The organism is Bradyrhizobium erythrophlei, assembly GCF_900142985.1.
In the GTDB taxonomy this organism is placed as follows: Bacteria; Pseudomonadota; Alphaproteobacteria; order Rhizobiales; family Xanthobacteraceae; genus Bradyrhizobium; species Bradyrhizobium erythrophlei_B.
Window position 1 is genome coordinate 1,067,751 of sequence record NZ_LT670849.1, and the last position, 25,152, is coordinate 1,092,902.

Here is a 25,152-nt window from a genome sequence, read left to right on the forward strand (position 1 = left end):
GGGAACGCGCGAATGAAACGGATCGTCATTGCCGCGATCGTGATTGCCGGTTCGGCGATGCTCGCAGCCGCCCAGCCGGCGAAAGAGCCCTATGAGCCCGGCCTTGGCGAGTTCATGACGGCGACCCAGCTTCGCCACGCCAAACTCTGGTTTGCGGGCAAGAACCGCAACTGGGAGCTTGCGGCCTATGAGGTCGACGAGATCAAGGAAGGGCTTCAGGACGCGGCGAAGTTTCACGCGACCGTCGATGGAATTCCCGTCGCCGAGATGATCAAGACCATGCTGGATCCGCGGCTTGAGCGGATCGCAAAAGCAATCGATGCCAGGAACAGCGCCCAGTTTGCCTCAGCCTTCGACGCCCTGACCGACGGCTGCAACAGTTGCCACACCAAGGCCGGCAAACCGTTCATCCGCATCCAGCGCCCGAGCGAGCCTCCGCTCAGCAACCAGAATTTTGCGCCGCCAAAATGAGGCGCCGACTTATTTTGCCTGGGATTCGATCGTCACGACGGGATGCGGCCTCCACTCCTGGGCCAGCCTCTCCGCTTCCGCGATCTGCGCGCCCGTCATCAGCGCCATCAGCCTGTCCCGTTGTTCGGGCGCCGTGTATTTCGGCGTATCGACCAGCTGGATGCCAAGCGGTGCCGGTGGCTTTGTATCGCCGAATGCGATCGCCAGATTGAACCACATCAGCGCGCGGACAAAATCCTGGGCCGTACCGCGGCCTGACGCATACATGGCGGCGATATTGTACTGCGGGCTGTGTATCCACGTGTTGGCGGGCCGATCGTAAATCTTGTTGGCCGCGCGCCGGTACCAACGGAATGCCTCGGCATCGTCCTGGGCGACTTGAAAACCACGTTCGTAAGCGACGCCAAGAACATTTTCCGCGTAGGAAGAGCTTTGATCCGCCGCGATGCGATACCACTTGAAGGCTTCGCCGAGGTCCTGAGTCACGCCGAGCCCTGCCAGATAGCAATCCGCGAGATTGTTCTGCGCGACCGCTAGGCCCCCCTGATCGGCGGCACGGCGAAACCATTTCACCGCTTCGGCTCCGTTGCGCTCGACGCCCTGGCCTTGCTGATACAGGACCCCGACCTCGTTCTGTGCGTCCGGCTGCCCCCTGTCCGCTGCTAATCGCAGCCACCTCATCCCCATGGCGTAGTCCTGCGGAACGCCCTGGCCCTTGACGTACATGATCCCGAGAATGCGTTCGGCATAGGGATTGGCCTGATCGGCCAGGGTCCCGAGCAGGCGCAGCGCAGTGACATAGTCGCCAGCACCGATTGCCGTCTGCGCGTCCTCGAGATCACCTGCGTTGGCAGGCAGGAGCGACGCCAGGGTCCATAGAGCGGCGGCAAATGCAGTGAATGGATTTCTCAACGCGACGGCCATTTCGGGTTCCTGCTGGCCTGAAGCTATGTTGGCCTAAAAAGGTGCGTCAATAGCCGGTATCCGGGCTGGCTCGACGATGGATTGTTCAAATCCCCTTGTAGCCCATAGCAGAAGTTCCCGGGTACGCTTTATAGTGAAGGAAACAAAAGGATACCCATGATCCACGTCTGTTCGCTTGCGGCCCTTCCCTCCACCGTTGAGACCACCGGCGCCAGCCATGTACTCACCGTCATGGCCAATGTCGCTCAGGTGCAACGGCCGGCCTCCGTGCTGCCCGCCAATCACCTGAGGGTGCAGATGGACGACATCACCGAAGCGGCCGAAGGCTTCATCGCGCCGTCCGACATCCATATCGAGCAGGTGCTGAATTTCGTGCGCGGCTGGGATCGCCATGCGCCGCTGGTGGTGCATTGCTACGCCGGCATCAGCCGCTCGACCGCAAGCGCCTTTGCCGCCGTCTGTGCGCTCAATCCGCATCGCGACGAGATCGCGATCGCACGCCAGATCCGCGCGGCCTCGCCGATTGCCGCACCGAACCGGCTGATCGTCAGCCTGGCGGACAAGGCGCTGGGGCGCGAGGGACGGATGCTGCGTGCGCTCGACGAGATGGGTCCGGGAAGTCTGACGACCGTGGGCCAGCCGTTCCACATCGCCCTCGAATGACCTAGTGGTCCGATTCTAACATTTGCATCCCGGTGTGGCTGGCATGTTTGCAAATGTTAGAATCAAAGGACCACTGGTGTCCCGAATCCGAAGTCCGCACGCATTTGCGGCCCCTCTTTTGCGAACTTCGGATTCAAAGGGACACCAGATATCTATGAATCTAGTGTGGTTTAGGTTCAGAAGTTCTCTTGACGAATTCGCGGCAAAACCGAAGAGAACTTCTGAACCACCACACTAGCAAATATAAGCTTCTAGTGGAGTTTTGGATTTGACGTTCGCTTGATGCATTCCTGGCTACGGGGGGCGAATGTCAAATCCACTCCACTAGCGACGCCATCGACCGATTTGAACTTTTGCCGTCCGGAACGACACTCAGGTAGAATGCGGCCGGCATCCATGCTGGCTGCCGGTTGCGGGGTGCCTGATGTTTGAAATCTTTGCGGTTGCGATTGCGGTGATTGCGCTGATCGTGGCGCGCAAGGCAATGGATCAAGCCGCAACCCTGAAGTCGCGGCTGGACGCGCTTGAGGCCAGCGGCTGGCGCGCCTCCCCCATTCCACCGCCGCTGGCGCCGGCGCAGGAAGCAGAACCCGCCACAACACCCGAAATTCCGGCGACGACAATTGCCGCCGAGCCCGAAACGCCGTTCCACGAAACAGCACCTTCCATCGCCGACGACGCAGCCAGCGCGGTCCCTACAACACCTCCACCGCTGCCGCCGGCCGCGCCCGGCTTCGAGGAGCGCGTCGGCACCCGCTGGGTGGTGTGGCTCGGCGGACTGACATTGGCGCTCGGCGGCTTCTTCATGGTCCGCTATTCGATCGACGCCGGCCTGCTCGGGCCCGGCGTGCGCACACTGCTCGGCGGTGCATTTGCATCGGCTCTGCTTGCAGCGGGCGAATGGACACGCCGCAAGGAGAGCACATCATCCGTCGCGGCGCTGCCGATTGCGAATATTCCGGCCGTGTTGACCGCGGCCGGCACCGCCGTCGCCTTCGGAACGGCCTATGCCGCCTACGCGCTCTACGACTTCCTGGCGCCAGCCTCCGCCTTCATCCTGCTCGGGCTGGTGGCGCTCGGTACGCTCGCAGCCGCTCTGCTGCACGGCCCGATGCTGGCGGGCCTGGGAATCGTCGCTGCCTTCGGCACGCCGCTTCTGGTTTCGTCGGAGAAGCCGGATTTCTGGGCCCTTTATATTTACCTTGCCGTCGTCACCGCGGCATCCTTCGGCCTTGCCCGTGCTCGGCTATGGAGCTGGCTTGCCGTCACCACGGTCGTGCTCGCGCTGATCTGGATCCTGCCGGTCCTGAAGTTCGACCCGCCGGACGTCGGCCCCTACGCGTTCCACGCGATCGCAGGATTTACGCTCGCTGCCTTGCTGGTGGTGTGCGGCTTCCTGTTTGGCCCATCGAACGAAAACGACAATGTCGAATGGGTCTCGTCGGGATCGCTCGCTGCCTATCTGTTTGGCGCCATGTTGATCGTGCTCGCAAGCTTCCACGCCAGCGCCGCCATCGTCGTCTTCGCCATCCTGACCGCAGCCACGCTTCTGGTCGCCTGGCGCGCGCCGTCTACCACCGCTGCGGTCGCTCCTGCCGCCGCGTTCGTTGGCCTCGTGTTTCTGGTCTGGGCCGTGCGCGTCAATCCGGACATGCTGGTGTGGCCGGGCGGGCCCCTGCCCGGCATCGGCCCCTCGCCGACTGACGAGTCGGTTTCGCTGCATCTGACGGTGGCCGCCTTGTTCGCCGTCGCCTTCGGTAGCGCCGGATTTCTCGCACAAGGCCGCAATTCGAATGCGCTTGTTCCGGTGATCTGGTCTGCGTCGGGCGTATTCACCCCGCTCGCTCTATTGATTGCGCTTTATGCCAGGATCGCCCATCTCGACCGCTCGATCCCCTTCGCAATTCTTGCAGTGGGGCTCGCGATCCTCTTTGCGGCGGCGACCGAAATCCTGAGCAAGCGTGACGCGCGACCGGGATTGGTCAGTTCGACCGCACTGTTTGCGACCGGGACGCTCGCTGCGCTGGCGCTGGCGCTGACCTTTGCGCTCGACAAGGGCTGGCTCACCATCGCGCTGGCGCTGACGTCGGCCGGAGCCGCGTGGGTCTCGACGCAGCGGCCGATTCCGTTCCTGCGCGTGCTGTCGTCGATCCTCGCGGCCATCGTGGTGCTGCGGGTCGGCTATGAGCCGCGCATCGTCGGCGAGGCGGTCGGCACGACGCCCATCTTCAACTGGCTTCTATGGGGATATGGCATTCCCGCTTTGTCGTTCTGGACCGCCAGCGTCTTCCTGCGCCGGCGCGGCGACGATGCGCCGCTCCGCTCGGTAGAGGCCGCCGCCATCCTGTTCACGGTGCTGCTGGTGTTCCTGGAAATCCGCCACGCCATGAACGGCGGCAATGTCTATCGTGATACGGCCGGGCTGACCGAGACGGCATTGCAGGTTTGTGCCGCGCTCGCCATGGCGATCGGGCTCGAGCGCCTGCGGCTGCGAAGCGGCAGCATCGTTCACAACGTCAGCGCGATCCTGCTCACCCTGTTTGCGGGCGCCGCCACCTTGTTCGGGCTGTTCTTCCTCGACAACCCCGCGATCTGGCACATCGAGATCAACGGCGAGTTCATCAACGAGCTTCTGCTCGGCTACGCGGCGCCGGCCATTCTCGCGCTGCTGTTGTCCTATGCGGTCGCAGGACGGCGCCATGCCGCCTATGGCAACACGCTGGCCGCCGGCGCGCTGATCCTCGCGCTTAGCTATATTTCACTCGAGATCCGGCGGTTCTATCAAGGCCCGGTGCTATCGCGCGGCGGGACCCCCGACATCGAGCAGTACACCTACTCGATCGCGTGGCTCGGCTTCGGTGTGCTGCTGCTCGTGATCGGCATATGGGCCAATTCGCAGCGCGCCCGTCTCGCCTCGGCAGTCGTGATCGCGCTGACGATCGGCAAGGTGTTCCTGATCGATCTGTCGACGTTGACAGGCGTCTATCGCGCGCTGTCATTCATGGGGCTGGGCCTCGTGCTGGTCGCGATCGGCTGGTTCTACCAGAAGGTCCTGTTTCGCCGGGAAGCCGCGTCCGCAACGCCTGTTACGAGCACCTGAGGGATGCGGGCATAGTGCGGCGAATTTGAAGTTCATATCAGCTTTGACGCGCGTGCGTTATAGGAACTTCAAATTCAGAGCCGTACTAAAAACCGATATTTGCTAGAGCTCCTTTAATTCCGAAGTTCGCATCAGAGGTCCCCCAACAGCTTGCGAACTTCGGAATTGGAGCTCTGGTCAGGCCGCCCGCACCGAGTTGAGGAACTTGCCGACCTCCTGCTTGAGGCGGCTGGAATCGCCGGAGAGCGACTTTGCGGCCGACAAGACCTGCGAGGACGCCGATCCGGTCTCGCTGGCGCCACGTTGGACGTCGGCGATATTGGACGAGACCTGCATGGTGCCTTGCGCAGCCCGCTGCACGTTGCGGGAGATTTCCTGGGTCGCAGCACCCTGCTCTTCGACCGCCGCCGCAATGGCGGATGCAATCTCGGACAGCTTCTCGATGGTGCCGCTGATCTCTCTGATCGCGCCGACGGACTCCTGCGTCGCCGCCTGAATGCCGTTGACCTGCTGGCCGATCTCGCCGGTGGCTTTTGCGGTCTGCTCGGCCAGCGCCTTCACTTCGGACGCGACGACGGCAAAACCGCGGCCGGCTTCGCCCGCGCGCGCCGCTTCGATGGTGGCGTTCAGCGCCAACAGGTTGGTCTGGCCCGCGATGGTGTTGATCAGTTCGACCACGTCGCCGATGCGTCCCGCAGCCTTGGAGAGCTCACCGACGCGATCGTTGGTCTGACGCGCCTGCATGACGGCTTCGTTGGCCATGCGCGCCGATTCCTGCACCTGGCGGCTGATCTCATGGACCGAGGACGACAGTTCTTCCGTGGCGGAGGCAACCGATTGAACGTTGCTGGAGGCTTCTTCCGAAGCGCCCGCAACTTTTGTCGCCAGCGTCTCCGAACGCGTGGCGGTCGAGGTCAGCACTCCGGCGGAATTCTCCAGCTGGGTCGAAGCTGACGATACGGTGGCGATGATTTCGCCGACTGCGCCTTCGAAACTGTCGGCCATGCGATGCATGTCCTCCTTGCGCGCGAGCATCTGCCGCTGTTCGGCCTCGACCTGTTCGGCACGCAAGCGATTGGCTTCGATCATGGCCTCCTTGAACACTTCAACCGTCCGCGCCATCTCGCCGATCTCGTCGGACCGGCCGGTGTCGGCGACCGGCAGGCTCAATTCGCCCTTGCTGAGCGCGTCCATGCGCAACTTCAGGCGGGACAACGGCCTGACGACGCTGCGCGCAACCAGCCACGCGATGCCGATGGAGGCCAGCAGCAGAGCGCCGATCAGCGCCGCAACGCTCTGAGCCATGTTCCAGAACGTGACGTCAAGATCGGTCATGTATTCGGCGGAGGCGATCATCAGATGCCATGGCCCGAAACCGCGGACATAGGCGACCTTTTCGAGCGGGGTCTTCGCGCCACCCTTGGGGAAGGTGTAGCGGATCGTTCCCTCGCCGCGCTTGGCCATGTCGAGCATCATCTGCGCGAAGGGCATCCCGGCGGAATCTTTCAGGCCGCGAACGTCCTTGCCGACCAGACCCGGATTGCCCGTGTTCATGACGCAGAGGCCGGTCTCGGTATCATAGATGAAGACGTAGTTGCTGTGATTTTCGAACCAGACGGCGCCGGCGGCGGCATAGAAGCGCGCTTTCGCTTCGTCCTCGCTCATCGATCCGGATTCGGCGGCGCGTTTGAAACTCTCCGCCATGCTCCAGACGGAATCAACGACAGCGCGGGCCCGTTCGGTCCGTTCGGTCGCCAGTTCGCCGCGAGCGATCAACAGAACCGTCAACGCGACCAGCAGCATGAACAGTGCACCGGCAACCGCCATGGCGGCAAGCTTCGCCGCGATCGAATGTTGAGCGATGAATTTGAACAGTTTCTTCACGGCAATCCAGCCCCCACGGATGCGCCGTCCGTCGTCTCACGACACGGCACGATCTAATCCAGCCGTTTTCTCAGCCGTGAGAACATAGCTACCCATTCGTAAATTAAAGGTTCAGCGAGGCTGACGTCGTCATCACAACGGCGCGCGCATATCGAGCCCGCGACGACTTGCAGACGTCACACTGCAAACGCGGCGCAGCGGACGCGCGCCACGCAAAATTTCAGGTGGAGAAACTTAAAAGACGAAACGCGCTCTTGTGTGTCACTCGGTCGAGTGACGCAATTCCAGAGCGGGCTCGGACTTGGCCGGCGCGGGCTTCGGCTCGGGACGGATCGGTTCGAGCTTGGCGCTCTCGACCGCCGGCGTCTCGACGCGCGAGGACACCTCGACCGAGCCGGTCTGCTCCACCGCGCGCCGCGAGCGCGGATGGGCCACCGCGCGGGCCATCAACATCTGCGCCCCGCCCTGGTGACGGAAGTCGCAATAGGCGAAGCTCATGCCGGACACCGAGCCGCGGAAGCTAACCTCGTCCTGCTTGTCGAGATTGAAGCACGGCTCGAACGGAATGCCGCGAAGCGAAGCGCAGACCGCCTGTCCGCGAATTTGCAGCGTATTGCCCGGCAGCCGAACGTGGCGGATCGGACCGGAGCCAGAGAACTGCACCGAGCCCGCAGCCCCCATGTCCTCAAGGATGCGGCCAGCACCGCGGGTGCCGTCGAAGCATGTAAATGCGAACACCTTGCCGGATACGAAACGCCTGGCTTCCTCGGCGCTCATCTGCCCGGCCATGGCGGGCATGATCGCCGCACCGGCCACGACTGCCCCCAACACAAAACGCGCAAGCATGCTTCAACTCCGACTTTACCCCGCGGGTGGTCGCCCTCTTTACCCGCTGCTTACCATACTAACCGTGGCAACATTGGCGCAGCTTCGTTGGTAAAGTCTGAATGTCGTCAGGAAATTTTTACCACGATTCGACCCCGAACTTGCCCGGCGAGGATTTTGGCCCCGGTCCCGATGACTTCGTCGAGACCAATTTCATGAGTAATTTCAGATAGTTTTGTCGATTCCAAGTCATTACTGAGGCGCTTCCAGGCGATTTCGCGGAGCTCAATTGGGCACATCACGGAATCGATACCCAACAGACACACCCCCCGCAAAATAAATGGCGCGACCGAGGTCGGCAGATCCATGCCGGCAGCCAGCCCGCAGGCAGCGATGGCGCCCCGGTACCTGGTCATCGACAACAGATTGGCGAGCGTCGTCGAACCGACGCTGTCCACCCCTCCCGCCCAGCGCTCCTTGGCGAGCGGCTTGGCGGCCGGCACGGAAAGCTCGTTACGGTCGATCACCTCGGCTGCACCGAGGCTCTTGAGATAATCGGTTTCCGACATCCGCCCGGTGGAGGCGATGACGTGATAGCCGAGCTTCGACAGGATCGCGATCGCGACCGAACCGACGCCGCCGGCGGCACCCGTCACCACGACCGGGCCTTGAGAAGGTTTTAGGCCCTGTTGCTCCAGCGCCAGCACCGCGAGCATCGCCGTATAACCGGCGGTGCCGATCGCCATGGCGTCGCGCGCCGAGATGCCGTCGGGCAGACGCACCAGCCAGTCGCCCTTGACGCGCGCTTTCTCCGCATAGCTACCCAGATGCGTCTCGCCGAGACCCCAGCCGTTACAGATCACGCGGTCGCCCGCCTTCCAGCGCGGATGCGAGGAATGCTCGACTGTGCCGGCAAAATCGATGCCCGCGATCATCGGGAAGCGGCGGACCACCGGCGCCTTGCCGGTGACGGCCAGACCATCCTTGTAATTCAGCGTAGACCATTCGACGCGAACGGTGACGTCGCCGTCCATCAGATCGGCTTCGTCGAACTGAACGAGGGCCGCGGTCGTGCCCTTCTCCGCCTTGTCGATCCTGATCGCTTTGAATGTGGCCAACGCAACGTCTCCCGGCGTTTATTTCGTGAGTGGCCTGATCCTAGCACTCACGAAATCGCACGGCGAGAGAGATGATCTAACCTCAGGTCGGTTGCGGAACTGCGCGGCGGACCGGCGCCTCGACGATCGGCAGATTGATCAGAGCCGAAAGCACGCCGAACAGGATCGAAAGCCACCAGATCGGAGTATACGAGCCGAATTTTTCGAACACGATTCCGCCAAGCCACACGCCAAGGAAACCGCCGACCTGATGGCTGACGAATGAAAATCCATAAAGCGTCGCAAACCAGCGGGTGCCGAACATCAAGGCGATCAAGGCCGAGGTCGGCGGCACCGTCGACAACCAGGTCAGACCACTGATTGCGCCGAATGCGATCGCCGAGAACGGCGTGATCGGAAATGAAATGAACGCAACCGTCGCAAGCGCCCGCGTGAAATAGATCACCGACAGGATGTAGCGCTTCGGAAACAGGTTCTGCAGCCAGCCGACACCGAGCGAACCGATGATATTGAACAAGCCAATCGACGCAAGGACCCAGCCGCCGGTCGATGTGGTTATGCCCCGATCGGAAAGATAGGCGGGCAAATGCACCGTGATAAAGGCAAGCTGAAAGCCACAGGTGAAGAAGCCGAGCACCAACAGCACATAGGAGCGATGTCCGAAAGCTTCCGCCAGTGCAGTCTTGAACGACTGCTGATCTGCGACAGGCACCTCGGTCGTAGCCGCCACGGACGGCGTTGAGAGCGCCAGCGACAGCGGCAGTATGAGGAGCATCAACGCAGCAAACACCGAAAGCGCCGCCTGCCAGCCGAAACTATCGATCATGGCCACGCCGAACGGCGCAAACAGGAATTGGCCGAACGAGCCGGCGGCGGTGCCGGCGCCGAGCGCGACGCCACGCCGCTCCGGCGGCAGCAGCTTGCTGAAGGCGGACAGCACCAGATTGAACGAACAACCGGAAAGCCCAAAGCCGACCAGAACGCCCGCACCCATATCGAGCGAGAGTGGCGTCGTCCCATGGCTCATCAAGAACAGGCCCGCCGCGTAAAGCGCGGCGCCGACCCACATCACACGCATCACACCAAACCGGTCAGCGATCGCACCGGCAATCGGCTGCCCCAATCCCCAAAGCAGATTCTGCACGGCAAGCGCGAGGCCGAAGACATCGCGCCCCCATCCGAATTCGCGGCTCATCGGCTGGACAAAGAAACCAAGACCAGAGCGCGGCCCAAAGCTCAACAGCGCGATCGCGCAGCCACAAACGATGATCACCAGCGGCGTACGCCAGCCGGTCGCGAGCCGACGCTGGTCGATTCCGATCGAAGCCATGGAAAATCTCCTGAAAGCGCCCGCGGCACGGCTCCGGATTACGGAGCGCGCCATCAGCCGATAGGCATCATCTCGGTACCCCAATTAATGCAAACGCATTAAAACCGGAAGTGACTAGTGGGTATACCACGCGGCCTGCAATCCAGCCCTGCGCGCTTTCACAGGGGCACCCCGATGAGGCTATGTCAGGGACATGCTGACATAACGTTGGGTCTTATCGCCGGGAAGAACTTTCCGAGATTTCGGCCGAGCTCTTGGCGGCTCCGGCGAGCTCCGCTGAAATCTGCGCGGTCTGCGCCGGTGTGCCCCAGCTTGGCGCTTCGCTGCCGTCGCCCCATGCGCGCGGGCGATAGAACGTGTGCACGCCGAACCGGTACATCTTCCTCATCTCGCTGACCCAGGACGGGTGCACCCAATACGCATGGTAGTGCGTCGACTTGCCGACTTCCGGCAACCAGAGCTGTCCATCGAGCATCGCCTTGGCAATTCGCTTGGCGCGGTCCCACATGTCGGGTTCGCGGACGACGTCGGCGACATTGTCGCAGGCGAAGGTGAACTGGCAGGCGTAATGACGGTGCTTGTTCTGGTAAACCACCCCGCACACCGTGGTGGGATAGAAACCGGAGAAGGCGCGGTTGAGCACGACCTGCGCCACCGCGATCTGGCCGCGCACGGCTTCACCACGCGATTCGAAGTAGACGGCTTCGGCGAGGCACTTCTCGGATTTGGCGCGCGACTTCTCGTCCAGCAGACCGAGGCGTTCGGCCGGCGTCTTGTCGCGCTGATCATCGGAATTGACCTCGCCTTTGGGCGCAACGCTCTCGCCACTCTCGGTCGTCCTGGACACTTCAGTCTGCGACGGCAGCGATGCAACCTTCATATCGGGATCGACGCGCGCTTCGGGCATCACGACTACCGGCGCCTCGCCGGGCTGCCAGCGTTCCATGGTCTCCAGCGGCGCACCGAGCGACTGGCTGCCGAAAAACAGGCTCGCGGTCTTGACCGAAAAACCTTCCCGCGAAGGCTCGCTGTCAAAGGAAGTCGTGTCGGCCTCGGCGCCGTTTTTCGCTCCCCGGAGCGGCTGGGATTCCAGCGACAGCGAAACATCGTATTGCGGAAGCGGCGGCGCATTCAAAGCTGCCGCGAGTTCAGGATCGAGCGGTGCACGCGCGGGCGAAGTGCCTGCCGCGGTCTTGGCGCCGGCGATAGGAGGACTGACGGTCGCGGGATTCTCCCTGGGCGCGGCGTCCAATGGTGCAGCGGCTTCCGGTGGCGGCGCCACGACGAGGCGATCACCCTTCAGCGTGCGGTCGACCGTGGGGAAATCGGAAGCTTGATAACGCGGCGGCGTCTGAAGCACCGAATTGCGCGGAATCGATCCGGTAATGTCGGTGTTCTGACTGAAGCTTGCGAGCCGGTAGGCCGGCGCCGGCGGCGCGGCGGTCCCGATCGGCCGGCTGAAGCTGTAGGCGGCGACGTGGATGGTGTCGACCGAAGCGAATACGCGATTATGCCAGCGCTCGACGACGCCTGGTTGCTGCGCCAGTCGGGACGCGATGTCTTGATATCCGACCTCTGTCGGGGTCAATGCGAAACTGCAAAGACCGAGACCGAAGAACGCAAATTGTGCGCTCCTCGGCCGGCTACGCAACTGTGACATCTTACGCTCACGCAACGCAACTCTACGCTTACGCGATCGAACTTCAGTGCATCCGTGCAATTCGATCGTTTCGGGTAGTAACTAATTTAGGTTGCGAGGGAGTTAATCGGCGTGTCGCGCGCGACACAGGCAATCACGCGGCCGCTTTGCATCAATCACATCGAAAGTGCTGGTAAACGACGGCTTCAACAAAGTGGTAAATATCGCGTCAACAAAAATGATGAAGAAATTCCCGTGAGTTCCGGTGTGATACGGAGAGTGGACGTAGCGGTCGTAAACGAAGGACAGAATCCAACCACTCGTCATCACCGGGCTTGTCCCGGTGATCCACGTCTTTCGCCACAGAGATCCCAAGACGTGGATGCCCGGCACCCGTCTCCGCCAAGGCTACGCCGGGCCACTAACTCACTCGGCCGCCGAAGCTTTAGCGAAGGCGGCAAGGCCGGGCATGACGTCGTTGAAAGAATCCGTCTTCGTCTTAGGCCTGGCTCGCAACGACCTTGCCGAGCGCGGCCTGCGCCGCCGCGAGACGCGCGATCGGCACGCGGTAGGGCGAGCAGGAAACATAGTCGAGCCCGACCTGATGGCAGAACGCGACGGAGGCAGGATCGCCGCCGTGCTCGCCGCAGATGCCGACCTTGAGCGAGGGCCGTGTCTTGCGACCACGCGCGACGCCGATCTTCACGAGTTCGCCGACGCCATCGCGGTCGACGGAAATAAACGGATCGATCTCGAGAATGCCCTTCGCAACATAAGCGCCAAGGAAGCTCGCAGCATCGTCGCGGCTGATGCCGTACGTCGTCTGCGTCAGATCGTTGGTGCCGAACGAGAAGAACTCCGCGGTCTTGGCGATATCGCCCGCCATCAGACAGGCGCGCGGCAATTCGATCATGGTGCCGACCTGATAATCCAGTTTGGCGCCGGTTTCCTTCATCACCGCCTGCGCGGTGGAATCGATCCGGGCCTTGACCAGATCGAATTCGGCCTTGGTCGCAATCAGCGGCACCATCACTTCGACGCTCACGGCCTTGCCGGTGCGCTTGCCGGCTTCAACGGCGGCCTCAAAAATCGCGCGCGCCTGCATCTCGGCAATCTCGGGATAGACAATCGCGAGACGACAACCGCGGAAGCCGAGCATCGGATTGAATTCCGCAAGCTCGCGCGCGCGGTCGGCGAGCCGGCGCGGGTCGGTGTTCATCGCGCGCGCGACTTCCTCGATCTCGGCCTGCGTGTGCGGCAGGAACTCATGCAGCGGCGGATCAAGCAGGCGGATCGTTACCGGCAGCCCCTTCATGATCTCGAACAGTTCGACGAAATCCGCCCGCTGCATCGGCAGCAGCTTCGAGAGCGCGGCGCGGCGCGCGCGCTCATCCTCGGAGAGGATCATTTCGCGCACGGTCCGGATGCGGGTTTCCTCGAAGAACATGTGCTCGGTGCGGCACAAACCGATGCCCTCGGCGCCGAACTTCACCGCGGTGCGCGCATCGTCCGGCGTATCGCCGTTGACGCGAACCCCGAGCTTGCGCACCGCATCGGCCCAGCCCATCAGAGTGCCGAATTCGCCCGACAATTGCGGCTCGATCATCGGCATCCGTCCGCCCAGAACCTGACCGAGCGAGCCGTCGATGGTGATGACGTCGCCGGTCTTGAAGGTCCGCGAGCCGATGCTCATGAGGCCGCGGCCGTAATCGACGCGGATCGCGCCGCAGCCGGAGACGCAGGGCTTGCCCATGCCGCGCGCTACGACGGCGGCGTGCGAGGTCATGCCGCCGCGCGTGGTCAGAATGCCCTCGGCTGCATGCATGCCGTGAATGTCTTCCGGCGAGGTCTCGATCCGGACCAGAATGACCTTGCGCCCGTCGGCCTGAAGTTTCGCGGCTTCATCCGACGAAAACACGATCTCGCCGGACGCAGCGCCGGGCGAAGCCGGCAGGCCGGTCGCGATCACGTCGCGCTTGACGTTGGGATCTATGGTCGGATGCAGCAACTGGTCGAGCGATGCCGGATCGATCCGCATCACCGCGTCCTTCTTGGAGATCAGGCCTTCATTGGCGAGCTCGACCGCGATCTTGAGCGCGGCCTTTGCCGTGCGCTTGCCGCTGCGGGTCTGCAACATCCACAGCTTGCCCTGCTCGACCGTGAACTCCATGTCCTGCATGTCGCGATAGTGCTTTTCGAGCATGGTGTAGATGCGCGTCAGCTCCTTGAACGCCGCCGGCATCGCCTCTTCCATCGACGGCTTGTCGGAACCGGATTCTTTCCGCGCATCTTCGGTGATGTCCTGCGGCGTACGAATGCCGGCCACCACGTCCTCACCCTGCGCGTTGATCAGGAATTCGCCGTAGAGCTTGCTCTCACCGGTCGACGGGTTGCGCGTGAAGGCTACGCCGGTCGCCGAGGTCTCGCCCATATTGCCGAACACCATCGCCTGCACGTTGACGGCGGTGCCCCAGGACTCCGGAATATCGTGCAGCCTGCGATAGGTCACCGCGCGCGCATTCATCCAGGATGAGAACACCGCGCCGATCGCGCCCCACAACTGATCATGGGGATCCTGCGGGAAGTCCGATCCGGTTTCGCGCGCCAAAGCCTGCTTGTACTGGCCCACCAGTTCGACCCAGTCGTCACCGGTGAGATCGGTGTCGAGCGAATAGCCCTGGCTGTCCTTGTAGGTGTCGAGGATGTCTTCGAAGTGCGAGTGCTCGAAGCCGAGCACGACGTCCGAATACATGGTGATGAAACGACGGTAGCTGTCATAGGCAAAACGGCGATCGCCCGAGAGCTCGGCCAGCGCCTCCACGGTGACGTCGTTGAGCCCGAGATTGAGCACCGTATCCATCATGCCCGGCATCGATGCGCGACCACCCGAGCGAACGGAAACCAGCAGCGGATTTTTCGAATCGCCGAACGACTTGCCGGTCAGCTTGCCGACATGATCGAGCGCCTTTTCGACCTGCGCTTTCAACTCTTTCGGATAGGTCTTCTCGTGCGCGTAAAAGTACGTGCACACCGAAGTCGGAATGGTGAAGCCGGGAGGCACCGGCAAACCAAGATTGGCCATCTCCGCGAGATTGGCACCCTTGCCGCCGAGGAGGTCGCGCAGATCCGCTTTGCCTTCGGCCTTGCCGTCGCCAAAGGTGAAGACCCACTTGCCGGCTTTCGCGGGTTGAGCCGCCGCCTTGCCCGCGACCGGTTTTTTCGCCGGCTTGACCGGGCTCTTTTTCAGCGCTGTGCGGGCCGAGGCGGACGGCGCGGGCTTGACCCGGACTGCCACAGATGACTTTGATTTCGCAGCAGTTTTCTTCGGTTTAGCGACGGCTTTGGCCATGACAGAAAATGATCCGCTGAAGTGAGGAGATTGAGCGCCTTACACCACTTTGGGCGGCCGGGCGCAAGCCATCCAGGGCCCGTACTTACATGTGGAGCCATCTCAAAAGCCCAAGCCCGATCAAGCCGTTGAGGATCAGAAAGATCGCGACGATGAAGTTAAGCAGGCGCGGCATGATCAGAATCAGCACGCCCGCGATCAGGGACATGATCGGCGTGATGTGAGCGACGGTGAGGGTCATGGGAGAACAGCTCCTCTGATGATTGGGGTCGAATCGAGGAGTGGCACCTTATCAAACCCCTCCCCCTGTTCCACGCTAGTGTGGCGACTCTGACGTTCCTTCCAGTGTTTTCGCGAGTTCTCCGAAGGAACGTCAGAGTCCAAGCCACACTAGAATCATATGTTTGCTAGTGTTCCTTTGGTTCTGACATTCGTAAAAGCGCCCGCCGCAACACGATACGAATGTCAGAACCGGAACGCTAGAAGACGCTTTTGACGTCAACGGGTTCCCCCTCGTTCCAAAAAATCATCGGAAACAACGCGCTACTCGCGATTTTTTCTGGGGAACGATGCCAGCAGCGATGAATTGGATCGCTTTGCAGGCCGGTCTGCACGCGCCGGAATGCAACCCATCGCTAAGGAGCAGAGCATGCGAAACCATCTACTGGCCGCAGCGACAATTGTGGCCGCCATGAGCGCACCCATCGCGGCGCAGGCCCAGAACACCGTCGGCGTCGCGGGCCCAGGCACCGGCACAGTGATCGTCGACAACGGCACCGTCGGCATCGCCGTCGATCAGCGGCCGGCGTTTCGCCAGTACATCGTGCGGGAACGGGTACCGAACTACACCGTTCCCGACCGCGTCGTCGTTGGCGTCATTTTGCCCGAGACCGGCGTGACCTTCTACGACGTGCCGCAAACATTCGGCGCCACGCCCTATCGCTATACGGTGGTGAACGGTGAAACCGTGCTGGTCGAACCGCGCTCGCGCCGCATCGTGCAGGTGATCGACTAAATCGACTAAGAAGTGATCGACTGATCTTCGTCCGGCCTGCCGCAGCGGCGGCCGGACATTAAGGCCCCGCCCGGTTCCCCCGCCCGGGCGGGGTCTTTAATTTGCCGAGTAGACGGTCATGCCGCCTTGCGCACCACGATGCGGGCAACCTTCTTGCCTGAGGATGCGCTGATGCGCTCCTCATCCAGCAATATCGTCGCCGCCGTCAACTCCGAGCGCACCAGCGAGGGCTCAAACGCGGCATAGAGGCGCTCGTGCTTGTCGCGTTGATCATCCCCCTCGGTGACGCGCCAGCTCAGATAGAAGACGCCACCGGGCTTGACGATCTCAAGCATGCGGCGAACCGACGGCGGAACCAGCGCCCGATCGAGATGCATAATCACGGTTTCGCACAGCACGTTATCGAAGGCATCAGTGGCGACGCCGCCGAGAGCCGGCAATTCGGCATGCGCGAATTCGAGCTGCGGATAGCGCCGGCGCGCTTCAGACAGAAGGCCATCCGAGGCATCAAATCCCTTGGCCGGGAAACCGTTGACGTTCAGCCAGGCGACCTCGCGCCCGCTGCCGCAGCCGATATCGGCGGTTGCGCCGCCAGCAACGAAGAAGCGTTTGACGATGTCGTGCAGATCGGTCGGGGCCGGCTGCTCGTGCCAATCCCTGGCAAACGCCGCGGCATCCCTGTCGTAGGCCGCGAGCGTCTGCTGGTCCACGCTTTTAGCCCTCGATCCTGGAGAAGTCGGCGACCGCGCGCGTGGCCGCGCGGATTTCATTCAAGAGCTTCAGGCGATTTTCGCGCACGTTGGCATCGTCGTCGTTGACCTTGACCTTGTCGAAGAACGCATCGACCGCCGGGCGAAGTTTTGCCATCGCGCCCATCGCAGCAGCGAAGTCTTCCTTGGCCACGGCTGCACTCGCTTCGGTCTTCACCTGCGCGATGGCCTTGGCGAGCGCCTTCTCTTCGTCGAGCCGATAAAGCGCGGCGTCGGGCGCGCCGTCGAAGGTCCGCTTGTCCTTTTTCTCCTCGATGATGAGAATATTGCTCGCGCGCTTCGTGCCCGCGAGCAGGTTCTTGCCGTCGTCGCTATCCAGGAATTTCCCGAGCGCTTCGACGCGGCGAACGACCATCAAGAGATCGTCCTGATTGCCGAGTGCAAACACCGCGTCCACAAGATCGTGCCGCGCGCCCTGCTCGCGCAACTGGACCTTTAAGCGATCGGCGAAGAAGGAAAGGAGATCGTCCTGATGAGGCGTAACAACGGTCTTGCCGACGCCCGACGCAATTTTTGGAGCGCGTTGCGCGAGATAGACTCCTGCATCTTTCAAGAGACGCTCAAACAGCGAGCTCAATCGGACTCGTAGTTTATTTTCCGAGATAGTCCTAATCACACCCAACGCCGCCCGCCTCAGCGCATAAGGATCCTTGCTGCCCGTCGGCTTCTCGTCGATTGCCCAGAACCCGACCAGCGTATCGATCTTGTCGGCCAGCGCAACCGCCACGCTCACGGGATCGGTGGGCACGCGATCGTTGGGACCTTGCGGCTTGTAATGCTCCTCGCTGGCCGCGGCGACCGAAGCATCCTCGCCTTGCGCCAGAGCGTAGTATTTTCCCATCAAGCCCTGAAGCTCGGGGAATTCGCCAACCACGTCCGTGAGCAAGTCCGCTTTCGCCAGATGTGCCGCGCGCTTCGTCTTTTCGACGTCAGCACCGACCAGCGGCGCGATCTCGGCGGCGAGCCGTTCGATGCGCTTGATGCGCTCTCCTTGCGTGCCGAGCTTTTCGTGAAACACGATCTGTTCGAATTTCGGCAGGCGGTCTTCGAGTTTCGTCTTCAGATCAGCCTCATAGAAAAATTTGGCATCGCTCAATCGTGCGCGGATCACGCGCTCGTTGCCGGCGATGATGGCACTGCCGCCGTCGGAAGCCTCGATATTGGCGGTGAGGACGAATTTGTTGGCGAGCTTCTCCGAGCTCGGATCACGCACCACAAAGCATTTCTGGTTGTTGCGGATGGTGGCGCGGATGACTTCGCCGGGGATCGACAAAAATTCCTTGTCGAAGGAGCCCATCAGCACGACAGGCCATTCGACCAGGCCCGAGACCTCATCGAGCAACACCTGATCTTCGACCAGTTCGAGGTTCTGCGCTTGCGCCAGCGTCCTGGCGTCAGTGACGATCGTGTCCTTGCGCCGTTCGGGATCGAGCACGACCTTGGCGTCAAGCAGTTTCGCCTCGTAATCTTCGAAGCGGCGCACGGCGATCGCCTGCGGCGCCATGAAGCGGTGACCGAAGGTGGTCTGGCCGGTCTCGATGCCGTCGATCGAAAATTTCACGACATCAGGCTCTTCGGTCTCGAGGCCGAAGGTCACCGTAATTGCGTGCAACGGCCGCACCCAGGAGAGCGAGCCTGATTTGGCTGAACGCGCGCCCCAGCGCATCGACTTCGGCCACGGGAAGGTTCTGACAATGACGGGCAGGATTTCCGCGAGCACGTCGATGGTGGCGCGACCGGGCTTCTCGATCAGCGCGATATAGAAGTCGCCCTTCTTCGGGTCGCGCTGGATCTGCGCTTCCTCGATCGACGAAAGCCCCGTGGCCTTGAGAAAGCCCGCGATCGCCGCGTCCGGCCCACCGACACGCGGGCCTTTGCGCTCGTCCTTCAAATCGGCCTGCCGCGCCGGAATGCCGTGCACGGTCAGCGCCAGCCGCCGCGGGGTCGCGAACGCTTTCGCGCCTTCGTAGACAAGACCTTCGGCCACGAGCTTGTCGGTGACCATGCGGCGCAAATCATCCGCCGCCTTCGCCTGCATGCGCGCGGGGATTTCTTCGGAGAACAGTTCGAGCAGAAGATCGGGCATTACGTCGCGAGCTCTTTATGCGAGCCGTCGCACAGCGGCATAGTCTTGGTACGCTTGCAGGTGCAGAAGAACACGCGTTTGGTCTCGGGTGCAATGTACTGCATCGGCTCAAAGCCGGTGCCTTCATGGCTGCCATCGCAGAACGGCTGGGTTTTGGACCTGCCGCAGGCGCACCACCAGTATTCCTCGCCAGCTTGCACCTGAATCGGAAGCGGCGCGCGGCCGCCAATATGGGGTTGTTCGCTCATGTCGCCCTTCCCGCGTCGGTATGCACCCAGGCTTCGCCGCAGGCTTTTGCCAGTTCACGCACCCGCAGGATGTAGCTCTGCCGTTCGGTGACCGAGATCACGCCGCGCGCATCGAGCAGGTTGAAAGCATGGCTTGCCTTGATGCACTGGTCGTAGGCCGGCAGCGCCATCAAATGCTCTTTGCCGTTGCCGCGATCTTTCCAGCCGGCTGCGAGATATTTCCGGCACGCTTGCTCAGCCATTTTGAACTGCTCGAACAGCATCTCGACATCGGAGTGTTCGAAATTGTGCCGCGAATATTCCTGCTCGGCTTGCAGGAACACGTCGCCATAGGTGACCTTGTCGGCGCCGTCGCGGCCATTGAAGTTGAGATCGTAGACGCGGTCGACGCCCTGCACATACATCGCAAGCCGTTCGAGTCCGTAGGTGAGTTCGCCAGCAACCGGCGCGCATTCGACGCCGGCGACCTGCTGGAAATACGTGAACTGGCTGACTTCCATGCCGTCGCACCAGCATTCCCAGCCCAGCCCCCACGCACCCAGCGTCGGGCTCTCCCAGTCGTCCTCGACGAAGCGGATGTCGTGCAGGTGCGAATCGACGCCGATCGCGGCGAGCGACTTCAGGTAGAGATCCTGAATGTCCGGCGGCGACGGTTTGAGGATCACCTGAAACTGGTAGTAGTGCTGCAAGCGGTTCGGATTTTCGCCGTAGCGGCCGTCCTTCGGCCGCCGCGACGGCTGCACATAAGCGGCATTCCACGGCCTGGGGCCGAGCGCGCGCAGCGTGGTCGCGGGATGGAAGGTACCGGCGCCGACTTCCATGTCGTAGGGTTGCAGGATCACACAGCCGTAATCGGCCCAATAACGCTGAAGCGTCAGGATCAATCCCTGGAACGAGCGTTCCGGGCGCATATGCGCAGGCAAGGCATCCATCGTCGAGTCAGGTCTTTCCGCGGGTCAAATCGCGCGGGACCGTATCGGCGAGGCCCTCAGGAATCAAGGCAATGGGACGATTAACCCGGCCGGTAGGCGCCAGTGTTGGGGTCTCGCCGGAGCGTCGGAATTTCACTCGATCGCGCGGCGTCCACGGCCCGCGCCAGGCGAGCCTCCTCCAACTCCCGGCTCACCCGGATGGCAGTCCTGTAAGCCCAGCGTACCACGGCCAGCCCTCCAAGGGTGCCAGCGAATGCGACAAGCGGCGGCATCGGTCGATCCTCGTCCATTGGTCACGCCCCTGAAGCCCATTCTCGCCTAACGCCCAACGGCCCGCAACGTCGCAAAGCGGGGCCAAATGGCGCGGGTCGAATGGATGGTGCCAGCCTGTTCAAAACCCGAATTTCGCCCAAATTGCCCGGGTTTCGAATGCCGAAATCGCCTGTTCCGGCAGGTTGGAGGTGTTTTCCCAGGCTTCCATCGCGCCCGGCGACCGCCGCCCCAGCAAGCCGGACAACATGCCGCTGGCCGGCGCAATCAGGGGGGTCTGCACCTTCTCGCCATAGCGGGCGCGCAAGGTCGAACGCAGATCGCCGATGGCGTCCGCCAGCCCCAACGAGACCGAGGTCTGGCCCGCCCAGTATTCGCCGGTGAACAGCATGTCGTCGGCGCCTTTCAGGCGCGCGCCCCGGCTCTGTTTCACCAGAGCAATGAAGATGTCGTGGATCTCGCGCTGGAGCGCCTTCAGCCGCGTCACGTCGTCCGGATTCTCGGGGAGAAACGGATCGAGCATCGCCTTGTGGGCGCCGGCCGTATAGAGCCGCCGCTCGACGCCGACTTTCTTGATCAGTTCCTGAAAGCCGAACGAGCCGCCGACCACGCCGATCGAGCCGAGAATCGACGAAGGATCGCAAAAGATCTCATCACCTGCACACGCAATCATGTAGCCGCCGGAGGCCGCGACGTCCTCGACGAACACCAGAACCGGAAGCTTCTTTTCCTCGGCAAGCTGACGGATACGCAGATAAATCTGCCGTGATTGCACCGGCGAACCGCCGGGTGAGTTGATCACCAGCGCCACTGCCTTGGCGTTCTTGACGGAGAAGGCGCGCTCCAACATCCGCGCCACGCCGGCGAGCGACATGCCCGGCCGCAGCGGCGTCACCGCGCCGATCACGCCCGACAGGCGCACCACCGGCACGACAGCCCTGCCCCGCCGTAAGCGCGCCGGAATCCAGTTCGTCCATTTCTCGATTCCGCTGCGCCATTGCCAAGCTTCACCGGACTTTTCCGCCATACCGTTACCTCAAAATTAACTGTTTCTTATCACGCGAGTGTCATTGAACCGAAGAAACATCTTCGTAGTTGGATCGTATCGCGAGATAGGCCGTCAAGCCGTCCCGATGCAGCGGAGTACGACATGAAAATCTATTTGCTGATGACGCTGTTCGGTATCCTCTTCACGGCGATTCATCTCACCTCGGCGCCGAAGCAGGGCTCGAAGCCGGTTTCGCAGTAATCTCCCAGATCAGATCAAGGTATTGCCAGCGGTAATCGATCTTCGCCAGCCAGAATTGCCTGGACATATGGTGAGGGGCTGCCGGCCTCGCCGTTCAACACAAGGCCTGCGAGCAGACGGGTCGGCGCACGACCGCCCTTGACCGCACGAACCAGCACGCGGATTGCGGGCGCAGCCGCATCGCCATGAACCGGCAGGATCGTCAGGCTGCCAAAGCCACGGCCGAGCGCCGCCAGCACTTCCGCTATTCCGTCCGCCCGCCAGACCAGCGAAAGATTTCCGCCTGACTTGAGAATGCGCCGGCTCGCATGAACCCATTCATCGAGCGTCCCGGCCGTGGCGACATGGGCGATCTCACGCGACTTGTCCGGCGAAGCACGATGCCGTGACGCATCGTTGAAGGGCGGGTTCATCAGGACAATATCGGCGCTGTCCGGCAAGAGACCGGCGGATGCGAAGCTTTCCGCGCCCGACGTCACGTCAAGCAAAAGGATCTCGGCGGCAATCGAATTGCCAAGCGCATTGGCGCGGGCGAACTCGCCGAGGCCCTTGTCGATCTCCACCAGAGCTAGCCTGATCCCGGCCACGCGCCGCGCCACCGCGAGACCGGCCGCACCGACGCCGGCGCCAAGATCGACGACACGATCGCCTGATCGCGCGGGCGTCGCAGCCGCAAGCAGCATGGCGTCATGGCCGGCGCGATGGCCGGATCTCGGCTGGCGCAGGCGCAGCTTGCCACCGAGAAAAGCGTCCTCCGTGATCTCGCCGGCGAGTTCACTCATCGGCCCGCAACTCGTGCGCGAGGCCGGCGTCGCGCAGCAGCTGGCGGGCGGCGCGATCGTCGTCCTCATGGACCAGAATCCGCCGCGGCAAGACGCCCAGCGACCCCTCGATGACGCTCATGTTCTGATCAAGCACCAGATGGTGGATATTGGCGCCGTCGAGCAGCGCCCCAATCGCCGACACCAGCACAATGTCATTGGTTCGAACCAATTCCCGCACCCGGTCTTCTCCTTTATTCTGGCCTGGCTGGTGGTCCGATTCTAACATTCGCATCCCCTCTCGGCGGGCATTTTTGCGAATGTTAGAATCATAGGACCACCAGCAAATATATGTATTTCTAGTGGAGTTTAGGATTTGACATTCGCTTTCCGAGTTTGCTGCTGGGCAAGTAGCGAATGTCAAATCCACTCCACTAGCGGCATGTTGTTGGCTTGCGGCCTTGCCGCGCCACCCCGGTCTTTCTATTGTTATACCTGAGGATATGGTCTGGAGACGACTGGCGTGGCGGTTATTGTTCCCTTCGAGAGCCCCTCTGAAGCTTCGATCGAGCCGCTTATCGAGCTCGTGGCCGGCGATATGGCGCGGGTGAATGCGACCATCCTGTCGCGGACCGGCTCGGAAGTGACCATGATCCCCGAGGTCGCCAATCACCTGATCTCGTCGGGGGGAAAGCGGCTGCGCCCGATGCTGACGCTGGCGATGGCCAATCTGACCGGCTATTCCGGCGACGGCCATATCAAGCTCGCGGCCTCGGTTGAGTTCATGCATACCGCAACCCTGCTGCACGACGACGTGGTCGACGAAAGCGAGATGCGGCGCGGCAAGCTGTCGGCCCGCATGCTCTGGGGCAACGAGGCGAGCGTCTTGGTCGGCGACTTCCTGCTCGGCCAGGCTTTCCGAATGATGGTCGAGGTCGGCTCGCTGCGCGCGCTCGATATCCTGTCGTCGGCCGCGGCCACCATCGCCGAGGGCGAGGTGATGCAGCTTGCAGCCGCCAAGAACACCGCGACCACCGAGGACGAGTATCTCGCCGTCATCAGGGGCAAGACCGCCGAACTGTTCGCGGCCGCCTGCGAAGTCGGCCCCGTGATCGCCAACCGGCCAAAGGACGAGCAGACCGCCTGCCGCTCGGTCGGCATGAATCTGGGTATCGCCTTTCAGCTCGTCGACGACGTTCTCGACTACGGCGGCAAATCCGCCAAGCTCGGCAAGAATGTCGGCGACGATTTCCGCGAGGGCAAGATCACGCTGCCGGTGGTGCTGGCGTTCCGCCGCGGCAACGACGTCGAGCGCGAATTCTGGCGGCGGGCGCTGGAGCGCGGCGAGATCGGCGACAGCGATCTCGACCACGCCGTCGGCCTGATGACCAAGCACCGCGCGCTCGAGGACACCATCAATCGCGCACAGCATTACGGCGCGATGGCGGTCGATGCGCTGGCGCTGTTTCCGGCTTCACCGATGAAAACTGCGCTTGAGCAGGTGGTGGCGTTCTGCCTCGCGCGAACGCACTAAATATCCCGGGACTGGCTGGCTGTTGTCTGCGCGACCCGAACCGGTATTCGCGTCAGCTCAATACGCCTGAATGCACCCACCACTGCGGATGGTCGCGGCGTACTTTTTCCGCCGCACGGCCGGCCTCGGCCGTGTTCTCGTAGATTGCAAAGCAAGTCGCCCCGGATCCGGACATCCGTGCGAGCCAGGCGCCGTCGGTCGCATTGAGTGCCGAAATCACCTCGCCAATGACCGGCTGAATCCGCATCGCCGGGCCTTCCAGGTCGTTGGAGCTGGCGGCGAAGGCCTCGACCCACTCTTCCAGCGAGGCGCCCGCCTCCGGCCAGACAATGGCCTGGATCACGTCGGCAATGCCGACCCGCAACTCGCCGCTCCGCAGGCCCAGCGCGCCGAACACATCCTTGGTCGCCACCGCCACACGCGGATTGACCAGCACACATGGAAGTTTCGGCAGGCTGAGCGGCATCAGGCTTTCGCCGACCCCGGTCATGACGCAGGGCTGTGAAGGAACACAGACCGGAACATCGGCACCGGTCAGCCGCGCCACTTCAGAGATGCGTGCATCATCGATCGGCAGGCTGTTGGCGCGCGCGAGCAGCCGCAGGGCCGCTGCGGCGTCGGCCGAACCGCCGCCGATTCCGGCCGCAACCGGCAAAGACTTGTGCAGCGTGAAGGTGCCGGTCTTCAAGCCGGGCACGCGCTCGGCCAATAGCCGCGCCGCCTTGAGCACGAGATTGTCGCCGATCTCGCCGCAGGCATCCGCCAGCGGACCGGTCGTCTTGAGCGCCAGCTCGGCTGCGGGGAGAAGACCAAGTTGATCGGCGCAATCGGCAAATGCCACCACGCTTTCCAGATCGTGGTAGCCGTCGACACGACGGCCAACGACCCGCAGCGTCAGATTGACCTTGGCGCGCGCGTTATCGACAAGCTCGTTTGCGGAGGATTTGACGGCCGTATCGGTCGGTCCACCCGGGGTCATAGCGA

Annotated in this window: 22 protein-coding genes; 5 read left to right on the forward strand and 17 right to left on the reverse strand. The window is 62.5% G+C overall.

The features are described 5' to 3' along the window. Nucleotides 1-12 precede the first annotated feature (12 nt). The gene (locus tag BUA38_RS04945) at nt 13-471 is read left to right on the forward strand and encodes a hypothetical protein (protein WP_072816965.1); all 459 of its coding nucleotides are present in this window, start codon (nt 13-15) and stop codon (nt 469-471) included. A gap of 9 nt (nt 472-480) precedes the next feature. Here the strand turns inward: BUA38_RS04945 and BUA38_RS04950 are convergent, their stop codons facing one another. Next, on the reverse strand, nt 481-1,395 hold the full coding sequence (locus BUA38_RS04950) for a tetratricopeptide repeat protein (RefSeq protein ID WP_072816966.1): 915 nt from the start codon (nt 1,393-1,395) through the stop codon (nt 481-483). Nucleotides 1,396-1,551: 156 nt separating this feature from the next. Between BUA38_RS04950 and BUA38_RS04955 the strand changes: the two genes are divergently transcribed. Both BUA38_RS04955 and BUA38_RS04960 read left to right on the forward strand, forming a co-directional pair. Beyond that, a complete protein-coding gene (locus tag BUA38_RS04955) occupies nt 1,552-2,058 on the forward strand; it encodes a tyrosine phosphatase family protein (protein ID WP_072816967.1) in 507 nt (168 codons plus the stop codon). A 424-nt stretch (nt 2,059-2,482) separates the two neighbouring features. Continuing rightward, nucleotides 2,483-5,158: a DUF2339 domain-containing protein gene (locus tag BUA38_RS04960; RefSeq protein WP_072816968.1), complete on the forward strand. Its 2,676-nt coding sequence runs from the start codon at nt 2,483-2,485 to the stop codon at nt 5,156-5,158. Nucleotides 5,159-5,335: 177 nt separating this feature from the next. On the opposite strand, the gene BUA38_RS04965 is transcribed toward BUA38_RS04960, so the two are convergent. From BUA38_RS04965 to BUA38_RS04995, 7 genes are all read right to left on the reverse strand, one after another. After that, complete coding sequence (locus tag BUA38_RS04965) at nt 5,336-6,985, reverse strand: methyl-accepting chemotaxis protein (RefSeq protein WP_072825830.1); 1,650 nt, start codon at nt 6,983-6,985, stop codon at nt 5,336-5,338. Between the two features lie 318 nt (nt 6,986-7,303). Further along, a complete protein-coding gene (locus BUA38_RS04970; RefSeq protein WP_072816969.1) occupies nt 7,304-7,888 on the reverse strand; it encodes a hypothetical protein in 585 nt (194 codons plus the stop codon). Between the two features lie 107 nt (nt 7,889-7,995). Beyond that, nucleotides 7,996-8,985, reverse strand: coding sequence for an MDR family oxidoreductase (locus BUA38_RS04975; protein WP_072816970.1), 990 nt, complete (start codon nt 8,983-8,985; stop codon nt 7,996-7,998). Between the two features lie 82 nt (nt 8,986-9,067). Beyond that, nucleotides 9,068-10,315, reverse strand: coding sequence for an MFS transporter (locus BUA38_RS04980; RefSeq protein ID WP_072816971.1), 1,248 nt, complete (start codon nt 10,313-10,315; stop codon nt 9,068-9,070). A 214-nt stretch (nt 10,316-10,529) separates the two neighbouring features. Continuing rightward, on the reverse strand, nt 10,530-11,975 hold the full coding sequence (locus BUA38_RS04985) for a cell wall hydrolase (protein WP_072816972.1): 1,446 nt from the start codon (nt 11,973-11,975) through the stop codon (nt 10,530-10,532). A 478-nt stretch (nt 11,976-12,453) separates the two neighbouring features. Further along, nucleotides 12,454-15,303 carry a pyruvate, phosphate dikinase gene (gene ppdK, locus BUA38_RS04990; RefSeq protein WP_072816973.1) on the reverse strand — a complete coding sequence of 950 codons (2,850 nt, stop codon included), beginning with the start codon at nt 15,301-15,303 and terminating at the stop codon, nt 12,454-12,456. Nucleotides 15,304-15,388: 85 nt separating this feature from the next. Then, nucleotides 15,389-15,544, reverse strand: coding sequence for a DUF3096 domain-containing protein (locus BUA38_RS04995; RefSeq protein ID WP_072816974.1), 156 nt, complete (start codon nt 15,542-15,544; stop codon nt 15,389-15,391). A gap of 408 nt (nt 15,545-15,952) precedes the next feature. Between BUA38_RS04995 and BUA38_RS05000 the strand changes: the two genes are divergently transcribed. Continuing rightward, nucleotides 15,953-16,318 carry a DUF1236 domain-containing protein gene (locus tag BUA38_RS05000; RefSeq protein WP_072825831.1) on the forward strand — a complete coding sequence of 122 codons (366 nt, stop codon included), beginning with the start codon at nt 15,953-15,955 and terminating at the stop codon, nt 16,316-16,318. 116 nt (nt 16,319-16,434) lie between these two features. Here the strand turns inward: BUA38_RS05000 and BUA38_RS05005 are convergent, their stop codons facing one another. The 8 genes from BUA38_RS05005 to BUA38_RS05040 form a co-directional block, all read right to left on the reverse strand. Then, entirely contained in the window at nt 16,435-17,028 is a 594-nt protein-coding gene (locus BUA38_RS05005; RefSeq protein ID WP_072816975.1) for a class I SAM-dependent methyltransferase, read from the reverse strand. A gap of 4 nt (nt 17,029-17,032) precedes the next feature. Further along, nucleotides 17,033-19,174: a glycine--tRNA ligase subunit beta gene (gene glyS, locus BUA38_RS05010; RefSeq protein ID WP_072816976.1), complete on the reverse strand. Its 2,142-nt coding sequence runs from the start codon at nt 19,172-19,174 to the stop codon at nt 17,033-17,035. Then, complete coding sequence (locus tag BUA38_RS05015; protein WP_072816977.1) at nt 19,174-19,422, reverse strand: CDGSH iron-sulfur domain-containing protein; 249 nt, start codon at nt 19,420-19,422, stop codon at nt 19,174-19,176. The genes glyS and BUA38_RS05015 overlap by 1 nt, the downstream gene beginning before the upstream one ends. Beyond that, a complete protein-coding gene (locus BUA38_RS05020) occupies nt 19,419-20,354 on the reverse strand; it encodes a glycine--tRNA ligase subunit alpha (protein ID WP_072816978.1) in 936 nt (311 codons plus the stop codon). The genes BUA38_RS05015 and BUA38_RS05020 overlap by 4 nt, the downstream gene beginning before the upstream one ends. Nucleotides 20,355-20,434: 80 nt before the next feature. Continuing rightward, complete coding sequence (locus BUA38_RS37925; protein ID WP_072825832.1) at nt 20,435-20,626, reverse strand: hypothetical protein; 192 nt, start codon at nt 20,624-20,626, stop codon at nt 20,435-20,437. Nucleotides 20,627-20,745: 119 nt separating this feature from the next. Continuing rightward, nucleotides 20,746-21,651 carry a S49 family peptidase gene (locus BUA38_RS05030; protein WP_072816979.1) on the reverse strand — a complete coding sequence of 302 codons (906 nt, stop codon included), beginning with the start codon at nt 21,649-21,651 and terminating at the stop codon, nt 20,746-20,748. 236 nt (nt 21,652-21,887) lie between these two features. Next, nucleotides 21,888-22,655, reverse strand: a complete 768-nt coding sequence (locus BUA38_RS05035; protein ID WP_072816980.1) for a tRNA1(Val) (adenine(37)-N6)-methyltransferase — start codon at nt 22,653-22,655, stop codon at nt 21,888-21,890. Then, a complete protein-coding gene (locus BUA38_RS05040) occupies nt 22,648-22,875 on the reverse strand; it encodes a DUF2007 domain-containing protein (protein ID WP_072825833.1) in 228 nt (75 codons plus the stop codon). Before BUA38_RS05040 ends, BUA38_RS05035 begins: the two co-directional genes overlap by 8 nt. Before the next feature lie 282 nt (nt 22,876-23,157). Here BUA38_RS05040 and BUA38_RS05045 point away from each other — a divergent pair, with 282 nt between their 5' ends. Then, a complete protein-coding gene (locus BUA38_RS05045; RefSeq protein ID WP_072816981.1) occupies nt 23,158-24,168 on the forward strand; it encodes a polyprenyl synthetase family protein in 1,011 nt (336 codons plus the stop codon). A gap of 52 nt (nt 24,169-24,220) precedes the next feature. On the opposite strand, the gene BUA38_RS05050 is transcribed toward BUA38_RS05045, so the two are convergent. Then, nucleotides 24,221-25,147 carry a 4-(cytidine 5'-diphospho)-2-C-methyl-D-erythritol kinase gene (locus BUA38_RS05050; protein ID WP_072816982.1) on the reverse strand — a complete coding sequence of 309 codons (927 nt, stop codon included), beginning with the start codon at nt 25,145-25,147 and terminating at the stop codon, nt 24,221-24,223. Between the last annotated feature and the right edge of the window lie 5 nt (nt 25,148-25,152).